Origin of the sequence: Limimonas halophila, assembly GCF_900100655.1 — a bacterium.
In the GTDB taxonomy this organism is placed as follows: Bacteria; Pseudomonadota; Alphaproteobacteria; order Kiloniellales; family Rhodovibrionaceae; genus Limimonas; species Limimonas halophila.
The window spans coordinates 75,351-91,309 of the sequence record NZ_FNCE01000001.1; the positions used below are offsets into that span (position 1 = coordinate 75,351).

16 protein-coding genes and 1 tRNA gene are annotated in these 15,959 nt (G+C 67.5%); 9 read left to right on the forward strand and 8 right to left on the reverse strand.

The genetic code is table 11. The features are described 5' to 3' along the window. Positions 1-87 precede the first annotated feature (87 nt). A complete protein-coding gene (locus BLQ43_RS00350; RefSeq protein WP_090018139.1) occupies positions 88-636 on the reverse strand; it encodes a carboxymuconolactone decarboxylase family protein in 549 nt (182 codons plus the stop codon). An 81-nt stretch (positions 637-717) separates the two neighbouring features. Continuing rightward, complete coding sequence (locus BLQ43_RS00355) at positions 718-1,083, reverse strand: helix-turn-helix domain-containing protein (RefSeq protein ID WP_176758444.1); 366 nt, start codon at positions 1,081-1,083, stop codon at positions 718-720. A 245-nt stretch (positions 1,084-1,328) separates the two neighbouring features. Between BLQ43_RS00355 and miaA the strand changes: the two genes are divergently transcribed. Beyond that, entirely contained in the window at positions 1,329-2,312 is a 984-nt protein-coding gene (miaA, locus tag BLQ43_RS00360) for a tRNA (adenosine(37)-N6)-dimethylallyltransferase MiaA (RefSeq protein ID WP_090018141.1), read from the forward strand. Positions 2,313-2,511: 199 nt separating this feature from the next. Then, entirely contained in the window at positions 2,512-4,284 is a 1,773-nt protein-coding gene (locus BLQ43_RS00365) for an acetolactate synthase 3 large subunit (RefSeq protein WP_090018142.1), read from the forward strand. 19 nt (positions 4,285-4,303) lie between these two features. On the opposite strand, the gene BLQ43_RS00370 is transcribed toward BLQ43_RS00365, so the two are convergent. Then, on the reverse strand, positions 4,304-4,600 hold the full coding sequence (locus BLQ43_RS00370) for a GYD domain-containing protein (RefSeq protein ID WP_090018143.1): 297 nt from the start codon (positions 4,598-4,600) through the stop codon (positions 4,304-4,306). A gap of 474 nt (positions 4,601-5,074) precedes the next feature. Here BLQ43_RS00370 and BLQ43_RS00375 point away from each other — a divergent pair, with 474 nt between their 5' ends. The 7 genes from BLQ43_RS00375 (at position 5,075) to BLQ43_RS00405 (ending at position 12,800) form a co-directional block, all read left to right on the forward strand. Further along, positions 5,075-6,685, forward strand: a complete 1,611-nt coding sequence (locus BLQ43_RS00375) for a 2-isopropylmalate synthase (protein ID WP_090018144.1) — start codon at positions 5,075-5,077, stop codon at positions 6,683-6,685. Positions 6,686-6,968: 283 nt separating this feature from the next. Then, entirely contained in the window at positions 6,969-8,012 is a 1,044-nt protein-coding gene (locus BLQ43_RS00380; RefSeq protein WP_090018145.1) for a rod shape-determining protein, read from the forward strand. A 184-nt stretch (positions 8,013-8,196) separates the two neighbouring features. Further along, positions 8,197-9,084, forward strand: coding sequence for a rod shape-determining protein MreC (gene mreC / locus BLQ43_RS00385; protein ID WP_090018146.1), 888 nt, complete (start codon positions 8,197-8,199; stop codon positions 9,082-9,084). Next, complete coding sequence (mreD, locus tag BLQ43_RS00390; RefSeq protein WP_090018147.1) at positions 9,081-9,590, forward strand: rod shape-determining protein MreD; 510 nt, start codon at positions 9,081-9,083, stop codon at positions 9,588-9,590. Before mreC ends, mreD begins: the two co-directional genes overlap by 4 nt. A 5-nt stretch (positions 9,591-9,595) precedes the next feature. Continuing rightward, the gene (gene mrdA / locus BLQ43_RS00395) at positions 9,596-11,485 is read left to right on the forward strand and encodes a penicillin-binding protein 2 (RefSeq protein ID WP_090018148.1); all 1,890 of its coding nucleotides are present in this window, start codon (positions 9,596-9,598) and stop codon (positions 11,483-11,485) included. Positions 11,486-11,489: 4 nt separating this feature from the next. Then, positions 11,490-12,641 (forward strand): rod shape-determining protein RodA, encoded by a 1,152-nt coding sequence (gene rodA / locus BLQ43_RS00400; RefSeq protein WP_090018149.1) that lies wholly within the window; start codon positions 11,490-11,492, stop codon positions 12,639-12,641. Positions 12,642-12,724: 83 nt separating this feature from the next. Further along, positions 12,725-12,800 (forward strand) — tRNA-Lys (locus tag BLQ43_RS00405). 370 nt (positions 12,801-13,170) lie between these two features. Here BLQ43_RS00405 and BLQ43_RS14175 read toward each other — a convergent pair. The 5 genes from BLQ43_RS14175 to BLQ43_RS00425 form a co-directional block, all read right to left on the reverse strand. Continuing rightward, positions 13,171-13,455: a hypothetical protein gene (locus BLQ43_RS14175; RefSeq protein WP_143006095.1), complete on the reverse strand. Its 285-nt coding sequence runs from the start codon at positions 13,453-13,455 to the stop codon at positions 13,171-13,173. Between the two features lie 476 nt (positions 13,456-13,931). Next, positions 13,932-14,432 carry an RT0821/Lpp0805 family surface protein gene (locus BLQ43_RS00410; RefSeq protein ID WP_090018150.1) on the reverse strand — a complete coding sequence of 167 codons (501 nt, stop codon included), beginning with the start codon at positions 14,430-14,432 and terminating at the stop codon, positions 13,932-13,934. A gap of 497 nt (positions 14,433-14,929) precedes the next feature. Further along, positions 14,930-15,178, reverse strand: a complete 249-nt coding sequence (locus BLQ43_RS00415) for a hypothetical protein (RefSeq protein ID WP_218119067.1) — start codon at positions 15,176-15,178, stop codon at positions 14,930-14,932. A gap of 266 nt (positions 15,179-15,444) precedes the next feature. Further along, the gene (locus tag BLQ43_RS00420; protein ID WP_090018152.1) at positions 15,445-15,579 is read right to left on the reverse strand and encodes an entericidin A/B family lipoprotein; all 135 of its coding nucleotides are present in this window, start codon (positions 15,577-15,579) and stop codon (positions 15,445-15,447) included. A gap of 33 nt (positions 15,580-15,612) precedes the next feature. Continuing rightward, positions 15,613-15,795 (reverse strand): DUF1328 domain-containing protein, encoded by a 183-nt coding sequence (locus BLQ43_RS00425; protein WP_090018153.1) that lies wholly within the window; start codon positions 15,793-15,795, stop codon positions 15,613-15,615. Positions 15,796-15,959 lie beyond the last annotated feature (164 nt).

The following is a 15,959-nucleotide window of genomic DNA, read 5'->3' on the forward strand; positions in this document are numbered from 1 at the left end:
CGCAGCCACGCCGGATATAGGCACGGCTGCCGGCTCGTGCATCCCCGGGTGATGGACGAAGCCGGCCCGGGCGGCGCCGTGCCCGGGTTACTGCCCGGGCAGCTTGCAGAAGCCCTGCGGCGGCACGTCGAGCGCGCTGTTGAATTTGCTGGACATGTTCTGGAAGGCGATCAGCCCCGTCAGCTCGGTGAGCGCGTCGTCGTCGAAGTGCTGCTTCAGGGCCTGCATCATCTCCTCGCTCACGCGCCCGTCGGTGTGGGTAACCGCCTCGGTGTAGGCGAGCACCGCGCGTTCGCGCGCGTCGAAGGCGTTGCTTTCCCGCCAGCTCGGCAGGGCGTCGATCTTGGCCCAGTCGACGCCGCGCTTGTTGAGCGTTTTGGAATTGATGTCGACGCAGAAGGCGCAGTGGTTGATCTGCGACACAAGCACCGTGACGAGCGCCCGCAGGGCGGGATCGAGCGGGCTTTTTCGGCGCTCGAACGCGCCGTAGAGCAGCGCCACGGCGGCGAACACCTTGGGCGAGCGCGCCCACAGCAGCGCCGGCTCCAGCACGGCCCCGTACGTGCGCTTCTGGTTCCAGAAGAAGGGGCGCAGGTACCAGGGGTAGGCCGAAAGCGGCTTGGGCTCGACGTGCATGGTGACGGCGGCTCGCTGATCCCGGGCGCGGCGGGCCGGCGCGCGGCTGCCGGCCGCGCGAGGGCGTCGAGCGAGGTGGGGCTAGCCCTCGTCCTCGTCCAGCGCGTCCAGGCGGCCGCGCAGGCCATCCAGGCGCGAGGCCAGGTCCGCCGTCAAGGCGCGCGCCTGCGCCACCTCTTCGCGCAGGGCCGCCACGGGGTCGTCCGCGGTCGGCGCGGTGCCTTCCGCGTCGCCGTTGCCGAGCACCCAGCCGACATCCACGCCCAGCGCGTCGGCGAGGGTCACCAGCTTGTTCGCGCGCGGCGCGCTCTGGCCGCTTTCCCAGGCGGCCAGGGTTTCCCGCGTGACGCCCGTGCGCCGCGCCACTTCCGAGGCGGAGAGCTGCGCTTCGCTGCGTTGACGGCGGATGCGATCCCCGATTTCTACGGGGGAGGGTTCGTGGCGCATGGCAGACCTCATCTGCAACGGTTGCGGGCGGCCGCGCCAGCCGCCGCCCCATCCCGGCCGTCCGGGTTAACGACAGCCGCCCCGGACGACCCCGCTTGTTAACCCTGCCTGTTTAGCATGCACGCGCGGCCCCTGCGAGCGAATCCCTGTGACACCCGCGTTTCCTGTGGGGTTTTGGGCCCGTCCGTCGGGTCGTGCCGCTCAGGGGCTTGCAGGCGGCGCCCGGCGGTCCGTAATGCAGCGGCATGGATCGCGAGGTCAGCGCAGCCATTCCCGCGCGCAAGCCAGTGGTCGCCGTCACCGGCCCCACCGCCAGCGGCAAGTCCGGCCTTGCGCTCGCCGTGGCGGAGGCGCTCGGCGGCACGGTCATCAACGCGGACTCCATGCAGATCTACCGCGAGGTGCCGGTGCTCACCGCCGCGCCGACGGCCGCCGAGATGGCCCGCGCGCCGCACCGGCTTTACGGCGTGCGCGACGCCGCGCGCCCCTGTTCGGCGGAAGCTTGGCGCGAACTCGCCCTGCGCGAGATCGCGAGCGCGCACGCCCACGGCCGCCTGCCCATCGTCGTGGGCGGCACGGGCCTGTACCTGCGCGCCCTCACGCGCGGGATCGCCCCCATCCCGGACGTGCCCGCCGACATCCGCGCGGCCGTGCGCGCGCGCCAGCAAGCGGTGCCGCCGCCGCAGCTGCACGCCGAGCTGACGGCTGAAGACCCGCGGATGGCCGCGCGGCTGGACGTCAACGACAGCCAGCGCGTCGCCCGCGCGCTGGAGGTCGTGCGCGCGACGGGGCGCTCGCTGGCCGCCTATCAGGCGCTGCCCGACGCGGGCGCGGCCCCCTACGACACGCTGGGCGTCCTCTCGGTGCCGCCGAAAGCGGACGTGGACGCGGCCGCCGACGCGCGTTTCGACGCCATGCTGGCCGCGGGCGCGGTCGAGGAGGTGCGCGCGCTCGCCGCCCGCAACCTGGATCCCACGCTGCCCGCGATGCGCGCCGTGGGCGTCCCGCCGCTGCTGCGCCACGTGCGCGGCGAAATCGATCTGGACGCCGCGGCCGCCGCGGCGAAACGCGACACGCGGAAGTATGCCAAGCGCCAGCTCACCTGGCTGCGCAACCAGAGCCCGCAAGATTTTTGCAAGATTGTCCGCGTTCAAGAGCAATTTTCGGAAAGTCATATGACCCACGTCTTGGCGAAAATTCGCCGGTTCGTGTTGACCGGGGAACCTTGACCCCGTACCGTCGCCCGCCACATCGGGGGGAAAGCGGTGCGTGCGCGGCTGTCACGACGGGAGCGTGCGGTGCGGCGCAGCATTCACGCTTGCCCCGGCGGCACGTTGCGTGCTCATCTGCCGGCGACGCCCGTACTGCGGTGCGGCATTCACCGTTTGGCTCACGAGCGACACGGATCACGATAGGGACAGGACAGCCATGACGGACGAAAGCATGACCGGCGCCCAGATGGTGCTGAAGGCCCTGGAGGAGCAGGGCGTGGAAGCCATCTTCGGCTACCCGGGCGGCGCTGTCCTGCCCATCTACGACGCGCTCTATGAGGTCGAGAAGCTCCACCACATCCTGGTCCGGCACGAGCAGGGCGCGGTGCACGCGGCCGAGGGCTATGCGCGTTCCAGCAACCAGGTTGGCGTGGCGCTGGTCACCTCCGGGCCCGGGGCGACCAACGCCGTCACCGGCCTGACCGACGCGATGATGGATTCCATCCCGGTGGTCTGCCTGACGGGGCAGGTGCCGACGCACCTGATCGGCAACGATGCCTTTCAGGAGGCGGACACCACCGGCATCACGCGGCCCTGCACGAAGCACAACTACCTCGTGAAGTCGATCGCGGATCTGCCGCGCATCATGCACGAGGCCTTCCACGTCGCGCGCTCCGGGCGGCCTGGGCCTGTCGTGGTCGACCTGCCCAAGGACGTGCTCCAGGCGCAGGGCACCTACGTGCCGCGCGGGGAGGTGCGCCACCGCACCTACAACCCGCAGACGCGCGGGGATGCCGGCGCCATCGCGCAGGCCGTGGAGCTGCTGGCGAACGCCAAGCGCCCGATCATCTACACCGGCGGCGGCGTCATCAATTCGGGGCCGGAGGCCGCGGAGCTGCTGACCGCCTTCGCGCGCGCCACGGGCGCGCCCATCACCAACACCGTCATGGGCCTGGGCGCCTATCCCGGCACGGACCCGCAGTTCCTGGGCATGCTCGGCATGCACGGCACCTACGAGGCCAACATGGCCATGCACGACTGCGACGTCATGCTGGCCATCGGCGCGCGCTTCGACGACCGCGTGACCGGCAAGGTCTCGGCCTTCGCGCCCTATTCGAAGAAGATCCAGATCGACATCGATCCCAGTTCGATCAACAAGAACGTCGTCGTGGACGTGCCCATCGTCGGCGACGTGCGCGAGGTGCTGAGCGAGATGCTGCGCCTGTGGCGCGAGGGCGGTCACGAAATCGACCAGGAGGCGCTGAGCGCTTGGTGGAAGCTGATCGGCGACTGGCGCAGCGTCGAATGCCTCAAGTACGAGCAGCTCGGCGACGTCATCAAGCCGCAGTACGCCATCGACCGCCTGGCGAAGCTCACCGAGACGCGCGACGACGTCTACATCACCACCGAGGTGGGCCAGCACCAGATGTGGGCGGCCCAGTACATCACCTTCAACAAGCCCAACCGCTGGATGACGTCCGGCGGCCTGGGGACGATGGGCTACGGCCTGCCCGCCGCGGTGGGCACGCAGGTCGCCAACCCCGACGCGCTGGTGGTGGACGTGGCCGGCGAGGCGTCGATCCTGATGAACATGCAGGAGATGTCGACGCTGGTGCAGTACGGCCTGCCGGTGAAGATCTTCATCGTGAACAACCAGTGGATGGGGATGGTCCGGCAGTGGCAGGAGCTGCTGCACGGCGAGCGCTACTCGCAGAGCTACACCGAGAGTCTGCCGGACTTCGTCAAGCTGGCGGAGGCCTATGGCGCCACGGGGCTGCGCGCCACCAAGCCGGGCGAGGTGGACGACGTCATCCAGCAGATGATCGACACGCCGGGCCCGGTGATCGTGGACTGCTGCGTCGATCAGGTGGAGAACTGCTTCCCCATGATCCCGGCGGGTGCCGCGCACAACGAGATCCTGCTCGGCCCCGAGGACACGGCGGCCGAGGAGGATGCCGACACGCAGAACGACGGCATGGTGCTCGTCTGAGGTCCGGCCGGCGGCGCCGTCAGGACTGCCCGGCGATCAGCTGCTCGAAGTCTTTCCAGGTGGTCGCCGGCCAGATCTCGGAATGCGCGCGGCCGTGGCAGCGGATGAGCGCGGAGACGTGCTGCGCCGTCGCGATGTCCGGGGCCTCGAAGACGTCGATGTAGTCGTAGGGCCCCAGCACGGCGAAGCTCATCTTCCAGGTCACATCCGGGCAGTGGCGGCGGATCGCGTCCATCGCGCGCTTTTCCAGGTCTTCCAGATCGGCGGGCTTGTCGAAGCTCTCGGGGTCGATCCGGGTCGCCATCACACACAGCATGCTCGCGGTCTCCCTACGCCGGAGTGCGGTGCAGCAAGCTTCGGCCCCGCGCGGGCGGGGGCACAATTGTTCGGCCGGGGGTGCTCGAAAGCGGCACCGCCCGCCGGCACGATCCTGGGGCCGCAAACGGCGGGTGTGTTGTCGCACCGCCCGCGATGCGATACATACGGATGAGGTGAACCGCCCGCCGGAGCGATGTGCGCCCGACGGTGGGCCGTGACGGACCTTCGAGCTTCGTGAACCACGCGGACCGGATGCCCGTGATGACGGACGCGAGCACACAGGCGAACACCAAGGCCCGGCCGGTTTCCGGGTGCGGTGTGCTCGGCAGCCGCCGTCTCGGGAACCTGCGCCTCCGCCTTATGGGCCCCTGAACGCCGCCGCGCTGACGGGGGTGCGGGCGTTCAGGGGGAGACGGGACGGCACCCCGCCGTTCACGACACAACCCTTTTTCGGCTGGAGGCGGAGAGCATCATGACGAGCGATCAGCACAGCGGCGGTGACGTCCGGGCCGTTCAGGCCGGCGACGACGGCCGTGTGACGATTTTCGACACGACGCTGCGCGACGGCGAGCAGTCGCCCGGCTGCTCGATGAACCAGGAAGAAAAGCTGTCGGTGGCGCGCGTTCTCGACGAGATGGGCGTGGACGTCATCGAGGCCGGCTTCCCGGCGTCCTCCGTGGGCGACTTCGAGGCCGTGCGCGAGATCGCGCGCACTTGCCGGACCGCCCGCGTCGCCGGGCTGGCCCGCGCGCGCCCGAGCGACATCGACCGCGCCTGGGAGGCCGTGCAGCACGCCAACCGCCCGCGCATCCACACCTTCCTGAGCACCTCGCCGCTCCACATGCAGTACAAGCTGCGCATGGAGCCCGAGCAGGTCTACGAGAACGCCGTCGAGGCGGTCACTCACGCGCGCAAGCTCTGCGACAACGTCGAGTTCTCCCCCGAGGACGGCACGCGCACCGACCGCGACTTCCTGTGCCGCGTGGTGGAAGCCGCGGTAAAGGCGGGCGCGACCACGATCAACATTCCCGACACCGTCGGCTACACCGTCCCGGCCGAGTTCTTTGAGTTGATCCAGGATCTGCGCAACCGCGTGCCCAACATGGATCGGGCCACGATCTCGGTGCACTGCCACAACGACCTGGGGCTGGCGGTCGCCAACTCCCTGGCGGCGGTGCGCGCGGGCGCCCGGCAGGTCGAGTGCACGATCAACGGCATCGGCGAGCGCGCGGGCAACGCGGCGCTGGAAGAGATCGTGATGGCGCTGCAGACGCGCCGGGACGTGCTGCCCTTCCACACCGGCGTGGACAGCCACTACATCACGCGCGCCTCGCGCCTCGTCTCCGGCATCACCGGCTTCACCGTCCAGCCCAACAAGGCGATCGTGGGCAAGAACGCCTTCGCGCACGAATCGGGCATCCACCAGGACGGGATGCTGAAGAACGCCCAGACCTACGAGATCATGACGCCGGAGTCCGTTGGCCTGACGCGCTCCACGCTGGTCATGGGCAAGCACTCCGGCAAGCACGCCTTCAAGTCCAAGCTGCAGGAGCTGGGCTTCGAGCTGGACGACAAGGAGCTGAACGACGCCTTCAAGCGCTTCAAGGACCTCGCCGACCACAAGAAGGAGGTCTTCGACGAGGACCTGATCGCGCTGGTGGACGACGCGGTGCTGCGCCACAACGACCGCATCCGCTTCGTCTCGCTGGGCATCCACTGCGGCAGCGATCAGCCGCAGACGGCGGAGTTGACGCTGGAGGTCGACGGCGAGCGCACAAGCACGAGCGTTACCGGCAACGGCCCGGTGGACGCGACCTTCAACGCCGTCCAGGCGATCTGGCCGCACGACGCGGCGCTGGAACTCTACCAGGTCCACGCCGTCACCGAGGGCACGGACGCCCAGGCCGAGGTCACCGTCCGCCTGAACGAGGGCGGCATGACCGTCAACGGCCAGGGCGCGGACTACGACACCCTGGTCGCCTCGGCCCGCGCCTACGTCAACGCGCTCAACAAGCTGCTGGTGAAGCGCGAAAAGGCCGCCACGCCGGAGCAGCAGGCCGCGGCCGCGTCCTCCGTGGCGTGATGCCGTTTCGGACCGGGAAGCCGGCCCGGCGCCGGGCCGGCTTCCCGGTGCGATTTTGATTCGTCCCTGCAGGTCAACGGCTTGGCGCCCAATGCGGCGGGCAATACACCCTGGCGGCAACGCACGCCGGCGTGGGCGTTCTTGAAATCCCCTTTGGTGGTGGCTATCCCAAGCGGGGTGTCGTGGTGCGGCGTGTGCCCGGCGGGGACGGCTGCGTTGCCCGCCGTGTGAACGCGTGGCACCAAGCGCGTTAACCACGCCATCTCGAAAGGGCTCGGCCGCGATGTTCTCCCGCCTTCTGGGCATGCTTTCCGCCGACATGGCCATCGACCTGGGCACGGCGAACACCCTGGTCTACGTCCAGGGGCGCGGCATCGTGCTCAACGAGCCGTCCGTCGTCGCCATCGCCGAGCGCAAGGGGCGCAAGCAGGTGCTGGCGGTCGGCGACGAGGCGAAGATGATGCTCGGGCGCACGCCCGGCAACATCCAGGCGATCCGCCCGTTGCGCGACGGCGTCATCGCGGACTTCGAGATCGCCGAGGAGATGATCAAGCACTTCATCCGCAAGGTGCATAACCGGCGCAGCTTCGCCTCGCCGCAGTGCATCGTGTGCGTGCCCTCGGGGTCCACGGCCGTCGAGCGCCGCGCCATTCAGGAGTCGGCGGAGGCCGCCGGCGCGCGCCGCGTCTTCCTGATCGAGGAGCCCATGGCCGCCGCCATCGGCGCCGGGCTGCCCGTGACCGAGCCGGCGGGCTCGATGATCGTCGACGTGGGCGGCGGCACCACCGAGGTCGCGGTGCTCTCGCTCGGCGGGATCGTCTATTCGCGCTCGGTGCGCGTGGGCGGCGACAAGATGGACGAGGCGATCATCGCCTTCATCCGCCGCCACCACAACCTGCTGGTCGGTGAGGGCTCGGCCGAGCACATCAAGAAGCAGATCGGCTCCGCGTGCCCGCCGGAGAACGGCGAGGAGGGGCGCACGCTGGAGATCAAGGGCCGCGACCTGATGAACGGCGTGCCCAAGGAGCTGGTGATCTCGGAGCGTCAGATCGCGGAGTCGCTCGCCGAACCCGTGGGCGCGATCGTCGAAGCCGTGAAGGTGGCCCTGGAACACTCCGCTCCCGAGCTGGCGGCGGACATCGTGGACAAGGGCATCGTCCTCACCGGCGGCGGGGCGCTTTTGGGCAACCTCGACCATGTGCTGCGCGCCTCCACGGGGCTGCCGGTCATGATCGCCGACGAGGCGCTGTCCTGCGTGGCGATGGGCACGGGGCGCTGCCTGGAAGAGATGAAGACGCTGAAAAACGTCCTGATCTCGATGTATTAACCCCCGCCGGGGCGGGCGGCGACGAGTCGTCATGAAGAAAGCGAACGATCTTGACCCAAACCCTGTGGAAGTCTCCGGGATTCCCAGTCGTTTGGATTTTGTTTACGATGTCGTACCACGATTGATTGGTACGGAATGCGGCCGTGCCCGGCGCCGGCCGGGCGCGTGAACCTGGAGGCGCGGCGTGAGGGGTCCCCTGGTCCGATTGGCAACGCCGCTGAAGGCGTGGACCCAACGGTTCGCGTTCGTGCTGCTGGTGGGCGCCGCCTTCGCCCTCACCCTCATGGGCCGCTCGGACACCCCGGTCGTCAGTGAGTTGCGCACCGCCGTCACCGACCTTGTGGCGCCGTTTCTGGACGTCGCCTCGCGTCCCGTCGCCACCACCGCCGACGTCATCCACAGCGTGGAGAGCCTGGCGGAACTGCGGGCGGAAAACGCCGCCCTGCGCCGCGAAAACGAGCGGCTGCAACACTGGAGGGCCGTCGCGCACGAGCTGCGCGCCGACAACGCGGCGCTTCAGCGCATGCTCAAGGTGCCGAACGCGCCGGACACGCAGTACGTCACCGCCCGCGTGATCGGCGACAGCGGCGGCGCTTTCGTGCGCTCCGTTCTGGTGAACGCCGGGCAGCAGCACGGCGTGACCGTGGGGCAGGCGGCCCTGGCACCGGACGGGCTCGCCGGCCGCGTCGTGGAGGTCGGCCGCAACAGCGCGCGCGTGCTGCTCATCACCGACATCAACTCGCGCATTCCAGTGGTCATCCAGCGCACGCGCGTGCGCGCCGTCCTGGCCGGCGACAACACGGAGCGCCCCAAGCTCACCTACCTCGCGGACCAGGCGGAGGTGGCCCCCGGCCAGCGCGTGGTCACGTCGGGTGATGGTGGCGTCTTCCCGCCGGGCGTGCCCGTGGGGAAGGTTGTCGAGACGCCGGAATCGGGCGTGCGCGTTCAGCCCTTCGTGGACTGGCATCGCATGGAATACCTGCGCGTGGCGGACCACGCCCAGGCGGATGCGCTGATGACGGATGCGGCCCCCTCGGCGGAAGCGGCGGTGGCGCAAGGGACTCCGCGGTGAAGCTGACGGTCTGGCAGAACCTGGATCTCGTCGCGCGCCAGATCGCCCCGGTGTTGCTGACCCTGGTGACGGTGATCCTGGCGCGCATGCCCATGCACGTCCCCCACCTGGGGCCGGTGATGCCCTGGCTGACCCTGGTGGCGGTGTTCTACTGGGCAGCGCACCGGCCGGACCTCATGCCCGGGCCGGCCGTGTTCGCCGTCGGGCTGTTCTACGACCTGCTGGCGGGGGCGCCGCTCGGGGTGGGAATCATCGTGCTGCTGCTGGTGCACGCCGCCATCGCGGGCCAGCGGCGGTTCTTCGTCTCGCGGAGTTTTTCGGTGCTGTGGGCCGTGTTCGCCATCGTGGCGCTGGTGGCGATGGCCCTGCACTGGGGCCTGACCATGGTGGCGACTGGGGTGCTGCTGTCGCCCGAACCCATGGTCTTCCAGACGCTGACCACGATCGCGATGTATCCGCTGCTGACCTGGGTGTTCGCCCACGTGCAGCGCGCGGTCCTGAGGTAGCCGGGATGTCGCTGCTCAACGAGGAGCATGGGCGCTACAAGACCTTCTCCCGCCGGGCGCTGCTGCTCGGCGGCGGGCAGCTCCTGCTGTTCGGCGGCCTGGCGGCACGGCTCTATGAGCTGCAGATCGTGGAGAACGAGCGCTACGCCACGCTGGCGGAGGAGAACCGCGTATCCCTGCGCCTGCTGGCGCCGCCGCGCGGGCGCATTCTCGACCGGTACGGCACGCCCGTCGCCGTCAACGAGCACAATTACCGGGTCATGCTGGTGGCCGAGCAGGCCGCCGACATCGAGCGCACGCTCGACCGCTTGAGCCGCATCGTGCAACTCAGCGAGGCCGAGAAGCGGCGCATCCTGGACGACGTCCACGCCAAGCGCCCCTTTGTGCCCGTGAAGGTGGCGGAGAATCTGTCCTGGGAAACCGTCAGCCGGATCGAAGTTAACGCGCCCCGGCTGCCCGGCGTGAACATCGACGTGGGCCAGACGCGCGCCTATCCGCACGGGGCGGCGCTGTCGCACGTCCTCGGCTACGTCGGCGCCGTCGACAAAAAGGACATGCGCAAGGACGATCCGCTGCTGGAGGTGCCGGGCTTCTTCGTCGGCAAAACGGGGCTGGAGAAGCAGTACGACACCGCGCTGCGTGGCGAGGCGGGCACCAGCCAGGTCGAGGTCAACGCCGTCGGCCGCACCATCCGCGAGCTGGACCGCGACCCCGGCAAGCCGGGCCACGACCTCGTCACCACGCTGGATACCGAGCTGCAGAAACGGGCCCACGCCCGCATTTCCAACGCGCGCAGCGCCTCCACGGTCATCCTGGACGTGTCCACTGGCGACGTTCTGGCCCTGGCCTCCACGCCCAGCTTCGACAACAACACCTTCGCGCTCGGCATTTCCGAGCAGCGCTGGCGCGAGCTGACGCGCAACCCCTACGACCCGCTGGCCAACAAGGCGACCACGGGCGCCTACAACCCCGGCTCCACCTTCAAGATGGTCGTGGCCGCCGCGGCCATGGCGAACGGCGTCGCCCCGGACCACGAGGTACACTGCCCCGGCTACTACGACCTGGGCGACGCGCGCTTCCACTGCTGGGCGCAGTGGGGCCACGGCAAGCTCGACATGGTCGGCGGCTTCAAGCACTCCTGCGATGTCTACTTCTACGACCTCGCCCGGCGCGTGGGCATCGATGCCATCGCCGAAACCGCGCGTCAGTTCGGCATGGGAGCCCCGCTGGGAATCGACCTCCCCGGCGAGGCGGGCGGCACGATGCCGACGAAGGACTGGAAGAACCGCAAGCTCGGTGAGCCCTGGCAGCTGGGCGAAACGCTCGTGTGCGGGATCGGGCAGGGCTACGTGCTCTCCACGCCGCTGCAATTGGCCGTGATGACTGCCCGCATCGCCACGGGCCGGGCCGTGGCACCGCGCATCGGGCGCCGGCTCGTTGCCGAGCAGCGCGAGAACCAGTCCTTCGCCCCAGAGTCCTTCGAAAAGATGGGCGTGCGCGAGGAGCATCTGGAGGTGTTGCGCACGGGGATGGACGCCGTCGTGAACAGCCGCGGCGGCACGGCGCACAGCGCCCGGCTGCGCGAGCTCGACGCCGACATGGCCGGCAAGACCGGCACCTCGCAGGTGCGGCGGATCTCGGCCGAGGAGCGCCGCGAGGGCGTGACGGACAACGCGGATCTGCCCTGGCGCAAGCGCGACCACGCCCTCTTCGTCGGTTACGCGCCCGTCAAGGCGCCGCGCTACTGCGCCGCGACCGTGGTGGAGCACGGCGGCGCCGGCTCCAAGGCGGCGGCCCCGATCGTGCACGACCTGCTGCGCGAGACGCTGCAACGCGATCCGGCCACGCGCGGCGACCTCAGGCTGTCCGGGCGCGGACGCGGGCGCACGGGGTAGGGGCATGAGCTTCAACCCCTTCCACCAGAACCCGGACTACACCCTCACCCAGAAGCTCGGCGGCGTGACCTGGGGACTGGTGCTCATCGTCTGCACGCTCGCCGGCATCGGCTGCACGATGCTGTATTCCGCCGCCAGCGGGGCCTGGGAGCCGTGGGCGAAGGACCAGGCGCTGCGCTTCGGCGTCGGCTTCTTCGGCATGATGGCGGTGGCGCTGATCGACGTGCGCGTCTGGTTCCGCTGGGCGTGGGTGATCTACGCGCTCGCCGTTGGCCTCTTGGTGGCGACCGAGGTGGGCGGCGTGACGGGGCAGGGCGCCCAGCGCTGGATCGACCTCAAGGTGATCCAGCTCCAGCCCTCGGAGCTGATGAAGGTGGCGCTGGTGCTGGCGCTGGCGCGCTACTTCCACGGCCTGTCGGAGGAGGAGGTGGCGCGACCGACGCGCCTGATCGCACCGCTGCTGGCGGTGGCCGTGCCCGTGGGGCTGGTGATGCAGCAGCCGGACCTGGGTACGGGACTGATCCTGCTGATGATCGCCGGAGCGGTCTTCTTCGCTGCCGGGGTGCGCTTGTGGAAGTTCGGCGTGGTGATCGGGGCGGGGATCGTGTCGATCCCCATCGCTTGGCAGTTCCTGCACGCGTATCAGAAGGAGCGCGTGCTCACCTTCCTGAACCCGCAGAACGATCCGCTGGGCGACGGCTACCACATCCTGCAGTCCAAGATCGCGCTGGGCGCGGGCGGGTTGTTCGGCAAGGGATTTCTGGAAGGCACGCAGAGCCACCTCAACTTCCTGCCGGAAAAACAGACCGACTTCATCTTCACGATGCTGGCCGAGGAGTTCGGCATGGCCGGCGGGCTGGCGCTGCTCGGGCTGTACGCCGTCGTGCTGCTCTACGGCCTGGCCATCGGCATGCGCGCGCACAACCACTTCGGCCGACTCCTGGCGCTCGGGCTGACGGTGAACATCTTCCTCTACGTCTTCCTCAACATCGCCATGGTGATGGGGGTGATTCCCGTCGTGGGCGTGCCGCTGCCGCTGATCTCCTACGGCGGCACCGCGATGCTGGCGATGCTCGGCACGCTCGGGTTGCTGATGTCGGTCCATGTGCACCGCGACGTTCGCATTCCCCGGCGCGGGCTGGAGGACGAGCAGTAGGATCGCGGCCGTCAGCCAAATCCTGGCTGCGATACCCTTCACAAAGCCGCCGGCAGGTGCTACATCCTCGCGCGCACCGCGATGGGCGTGTAGCTCAGCTGGTAGAGCAGGCGACTCTTAATCGCCGAGTCCGGGGTTCGAATCCTCGCACGCCCACCACCATCTCCCTGAAATCCCTGAAAAAATCGAAAAATGAAAGGGCAGGATCACTGCCCTAAGTTGGAAAAGTTGGAACAGGTTGGATTCCAACCTCGGACGCCCCTGATTCGAGGGTGCGCGGGCGTCAAAAATATCACCGATTCTACTGGTGGTAGCGGCCGCTCCATAGCGACACACGAAGGGGCAAGGTTGGAACAGGTTGGAAAAATGTAACCGGAAAAAGAATGGGCGAGGTCCCGCAGCCCCGCCCATAAAACGACTATTTATTCAGGGATAGGTCTGTTTGAGCGTACTGGCTCAGTAGCATGGGGCAGAAGCTCGAAGTCCCGTTCAAAGTTGGTTTCCCCGTTTGCGTCCTCCACGAGTGCTGCTACGGCTGTTGCTCGCCGCCATTATCGCCCGTGGTCTTAGGGTTATCTGGGTTCGGGGTATCTGAGCCGTCTCGGTCGATGGACTTACCGGCGGAGTACATGTGGTCAGACTGCAGCCCGCTAAAGCCCTTGGCGCTGGCACGACGCTGGCGCATGTCGAGGCGTACTGTGTGGTACTTACAAGACAACTCTTTCGCCAGTTGATCCAGGTGCTCAGCTGCTTTGGCAGCGTCGATTATACCAGGAACTTCCATATCTATAGTCATTGTAGCTCGAAGCTTCATGTCTGGGTTCTCCATTGTGAGTGAAGAGCTGTTTGAGCTTTTGTAACAGTTCGTTTAGGTCACATTGTTGTTAGAAGATGATCCATTGCACTGTGTCCGAAAAGGGCGCGTCTAGCTAGGGTTTAGGCACTTTGCGTGAGCTGTTAGTGACCTAACAGATGTACACCTTTTCGTAGAGAATTGATACTGAAAACGCGCGACCAAAGCAGAGCATCAAAACGCCACAGAAATGCAGTCTAAAAAAATCGGAACCGTGATGATCCTCACGTCGGATTCCAACTTGCAACTGTAAGTGCTTGTTTTAGCTAGGTAATGGCCGGACTCTTAATCGCCGAGTCCGGGGTTCGAATCCTCGCACGCCCACCACTTTCCCCTTGGTTTTGCTTAAAAAAAATATCCCGCATGCCCGGTGGCCGGGTGCGGTCGGCTGGCATGGACGTGATGCGGGTCGTGACACCGAGGTGGGATGCCGCCGCTCAGCCCGTGCGCACCTTCCACTGGCCGCCCGGCTTCTTGCAGGCCGTTCCCGTCTCCTTGAACGTCCGTTCGCCGGTGTCGATCTCCTCGACGAAGTTCTTGCATTCGGTGCCGTCGGCCATCGTGAAGACCTTCGTCACCGTCGTCTTCCCGCTGTTGCCGGTTTCGTCGTTCGTCCAGGTGTTCGTTTCGCCTTCCTCCAGGTTTTGAAGGGACTGAAACTGGTTGGCGGCATGCTTTTTTGCGTCCTCCTCGCTGAGGTATTCGCTCAGCACGCCGCCGGCGACACCGCCGAGAATCGTGCTGGCGGCGACCCACCCCGGATTGGCATTGGCGAGGATGGCGAGGAGGCCGCCGGCAGCCGCCCCCGCGCCGGCGCCCATCTGCGTTTCCTTTTTGACGCCGGTTTCCTGTTCGATGGACTCGCACCCGGCAAGGGCGGTCAGCGAAACCGACCCGAGCAGCACGCACACGGCCGCGGTCCTGATCTGCTTGTTCATGACAAGACAGCGCCTTTCATGAATCATGAAGCATCAATAACGCACTGACCGTCGCGGTCGTTCTGGTGTTCGTAAACGATGAAAATGGATGATACCCAAACGGATTTGTGTTTTACGGGAAGAGAAAAGAGCTTTGACGAAGCGGTCGTTTCTGTTGACCGGCGTTAACGCCGGTTTTGGGCGTCGAAGGCGTTCGACGAGTCGACCGGAGCCAGCCCGCCCGATGACCGGACGGGGTGCGCGCCGACACCGGACGCCGACACCGGGCGCGCGGAACGGGGCGATGGGTTCGCGTCTGCGCACGGCCGGGTCGGTTGAAACCGCGTGGACGCGCTTGCCCCAATACGGTTGTCGACGCCGTTCGGCACGGCGGGTGCAGGAGGGTGTTCAGGCGTGGCGGGCGGGTTCCCGAACACCGTCGCCCGGTGCGGGCCGTTGTTGGGGTTTGTTCGGCGTTGCCCCTGGGCGGCGCCGGTCGGGAGCCCGCATCGTCACCGCTATTGTTGATCGCCGTCGCCGGCGGCATCGTCCGCGGCCTCGCCAGTCTCTTCCGCAGCCTCGCCCGCTGCCTCGCCGGCTTCCTCGGCAGCCTCGCCGGTTTCCTCGACGGCTTCACCGGCTTGCTCGCCGGCGCTGTCGTTGTCGTCACAGGCGGCCAGCCCGCCCGCCAGAGCGGCCACCACGGTCAGAATCGGCAGCATTCGTTTCATCGTGTTCCTCCAGGCATATCCCCAGGCTTTCAGCATGCTTCGGACGCTTCTTGGTCCGCTCGCCAAGAACACGGAATTTGGCGGATGGGTTCCTTTGTGCGATCAAGAGACTTTACCGATTTTTACAGGAGCTGCGTTGATCGCATGATTTATTTGTGTTGAATGTGTTGCGAATATGTGTTCACGACCGTCGATTTGCGGTCATCCGCGCGATTGTTTCGCAATCGCTTACATCGCGATCGCGTGCGGCGCGATCCGGCATCGCCTGCGGCGCCGGGACGCGTGTGGCCACGCGCGGTCCACTACTCCGCCTCTTCCTCAACGGCCTCCCCGGCGCTCTGCATGTCCTTGCCCACGCCTTCGGCGGTGTTGCAGGCGCTCACGCCCCCGGCAAGCGCGCCGAAGAGCGCCACCGCCATCACGACCTTCCGCAGCATTTCACACGCTCCTTTCTTGCAGCGGCCATTCCGTCATAAGGGGGCGGGCGGCCGTCGGCCGCGCAGGAGCGCAACCGCCAGCGATGCGAGGAACAGCACGATGAAGACGATGAACAGGATCTTGGCAATCCCCGCAGCCGTGGCCGCGATACCGCCGAAGCCAAACACCGCGGCGACGATCGCGACCACCAAGAAGAACAGGGACCATCCAAGCATGGCCGGCTCCTGACGGGACGTTCACCGATCAATGGACACCTCCGCCGCAGGGAGGTGATCGTGCGGTCGCCGTTCCCGCGGCGGGTTTCAGGACAAAAACATCCAGCGCGCGGCGGCGGTTCCCTACCTCTTTGCGGCGAGGGGCCGGCGGGAACTCCGGGCTG

Coding starts and splice junctions, on each gene's coding strand:
- BLQ43_RS00350 (WP_090018139.1), bottom strand. CDS start 636: ATGCACGTCGAGCCCAAGCCGCTTTCGGCCTACCCCTGGTACCTGCGC.
- BLQ43_RS00355 (WP_176758444.1), bottom strand. CDS start 1,083: ATGCGCCACGAACCCTCCCCCGTAGAAATCGGGGATCGCATCCGCCGT.
- miaA (WP_090018141.1), top strand. CDS start 1,329: ATGGATCGCGAGGTCAGCGCAGCCATTCCCGCGCGCAAGCCAGTGGTC.
- BLQ43_RS00365 (WP_090018142.1), top strand. CDS start 2,512: ATGACGGACGAAAGCATGACCGGCGCCCAGATGGTGCTGAAGGCCCTG.
- BLQ43_RS00370 (WP_090018143.1), bottom strand. CDS start 4,600: ATGCTGTGTGTGATGGCGACCCGGATCGACCCCGAGAGCTTCGACAAG.
- BLQ43_RS00375 (WP_090018144.1), top strand. CDS start 5,075: ATGACGAGCGATCAGCACAGCGGCGGTGACGTCCGGGCCGTTCAGGCC.
- BLQ43_RS00380 (WP_090018145.1), top strand. CDS start 6,969: ATGTTCTCCCGCCTTCTGGGCATGCTTTCCGCCGACATGGCCATCGAC.
- mrdA (WP_090018148.1), top strand. CDS start 9,596: ATGTCGCTGCTCAACGAGGAGCATGGGCGCTACAAGACCTTCTCCCGC.
- rodA (WP_090018149.1), top strand. CDS start 11,490: ATGAGCTTCAACCCCTTCCACCAGAACCCGGACTACACCCTCACCCAG.
- BLQ43_RS14175 (WP_143006095.1), bottom strand. CDS start 13,455: ATGAAGCTTCGAGCTACAATGACTATAGATATGGAAGTTCCTGGTATA.
- BLQ43_RS00410 (WP_090018150.1), bottom strand. CDS start 14,432: ATGAACAAGCAGATCAGGACCGCGGCCGTGTGCGTGCTGCTCGGGTCG.
- BLQ43_RS00415 (WP_218119067.1), bottom strand. CDS start 15,178: ATGCTGAAAGCCTGGGGATATGCCTGGAGGAACACGATGAAACGAATG.
- BLQ43_RS00420 (WP_090018152.1), bottom strand. CDS start 15,579: ATGCTGCGGAAGGTCGTGATGGCGGTGGCGCTCTTCGGCGCGCTTGCC.
- BLQ43_RS00425 (WP_090018153.1), bottom strand. CDS start 15,795: ATGCTTGGATGGTCCCTGTTCTTCTTGGTGGTCGCGATCGTCGCCGCG.